Here is a 1,637-nt window from a genome sequence, read left to right as displayed (position 1 = left end):
AGGGTCTTGGGGAGCAGGCCGTGCTGCATGGCCTGGACCATCTTGATGACACCGCCGACGCCGGCCGCGGCCTGGGCGTGTCCGATGTTCGACTTCAGCGAGCCGAGCCACAGGGGCTGGTCGGCGGGGCGGTCCTTGCCGTAGGTGGCGAGCAGGGCCTGGGCCTCGATCGGGTCGCCGAGTTTGGTGCCGGTGCCGTGGGCCTCGACGGTGTCCACGTCGGCGGGGGTCAGCCGGGCGTTGGCGAGTGCCTGGCGGATGACGCGTTCCTGGGAAGGGCCGTTGGGGGCGGTGAGGCCGTTGCTGGCGCCGTCCTGGTTGACGGCCGACCCGCGGACCACGGCGAGCACGCGGTGGCCGTTGGCCTGGGCGTCGGACAGGCGCTCCAGGAGGAGCATGCCCGCGCCCTCGGACCACGTCGTGCCGTCGGCCGAGGCCGCGAAGGACTTGCACCGGCCGTCGGGGGCCAGGCCGCGCTGGCGGCTGAACTCGACGAAGACACTGGGCGCTGCCATCACGGTCACGCCGCCTGCGAGCGCCATCGTGCACTCGCCGTTACGCAGGGCCTGGGCGGCCATGTGCAGGGCCACCAGCGAGGACGAGCACGCGGTGTCGACCGTGACCGCCGGACCCTCGAACCCGAACGTGTAGGACACTCGGCCCGACGCCACGCTGCCCGCGCTGCCCGTCGCGAGGTATCCCTCGAAGCCCTCCGGGGGCTGCTGCATGAGCCGCACGCCGTAGTCGCCGTACATGACGCCGGTGAAGAGTCCGGTGGCGCTTCCGCGCATCGTGGCCGGGTCGATGCCGGCGCTCTCCAGCGACTCCCAGGTCGTCTCCAGGAGGAGACGCTGCTGGGGGTCGATGGCGAGGGCCTCGCGCGGGCTGATCCCGAAGAAGTCGGCGTCGAACAGGTCGGCGTCGTGCAGGAAGCCGCCCTCACGGGTGTAGGACTTGCCGACGGCGTCGGGGTCGGGGTCGTACAGGCCTTCCGCGTCCCAGCCGCGCCCGGAGGGGAAGGGAGTGATGCCGTCCCGGCCGGCGAAGACCAGGTCCCACAGCTCGTCGGGGGTGGTCACCCCGCCCGGGTAGCGGCAGGCCATGCCGACGATCGCGATCGGTTCGTCGTCCGTCGCCGACGCCGCACGGACGGCGACGGACGACGAGGCGGCACCCGTTGCTCCCGCCAGCTGGTCCCGCAGGTAACGGGCCAGGACGGACGCGGACGGGTAGTCGAAGACGAGCGTGGCGGGCAGGCGCAGACCGGTGGCGGCGTTCAGGTTGTTGCGCAGCTCGACGGCGGTGAGGGAGTCCAACCCGAGTTCTTGGAACGCGCGGTCCGGATCGACGGCCTCGGGGCCGGAGTGGCCCAGCGCGGAGGCGATCTGAGCGCGGATGAGGTCGAGCAGGAGCTGCTCCTGCTCGGCCTTGCCCAGCCCGGCGAGACGTGCCGCCAGGGCCCCCGCCCCGGTCGCTGCGGCGCGTCGTGCCGGAGTGCGGACGATGTTGCGGAGCGTGGTTGGGAGTGTTCCGGCGTTTGCTTGTGTGCGGAGTGCTGCTTGGTCGAGGCGGACGGGGTGGAGGACGGGGTGGCCTGTTTTGAGGGCGGTGTCGAAGAGGGTGAGGCCCTGTTCGAC

Annotated in this window: 1 protein-coding gene; it reads right to left on the bottom strand. The window is 72.1% G+C overall.

Features of this window, described 5'->3' with window-relative positions; all coding sequences use genetic code 11:
* Window positions 1-1,637, bottom strand: a 1,637-nt coding sequence (locus tag ACFVUH_RS37325) for a beta-ketoacyl synthase N-terminal-like domain-containing protein (protein WP_387918089.1), incomplete at both ends; no start/stop codon positions are given.

Source organism: Kitasatospora sp. NPDC058032, assembly GCF_042885845.1.
GTDB lineage: Bacteria > Actinomycetota > Actinomycetes > Streptomycetales > Streptomycetaceae > Kitasatospora.
This window is presented reverse-complemented; position numbering and strand designations above follow the sequence as displayed.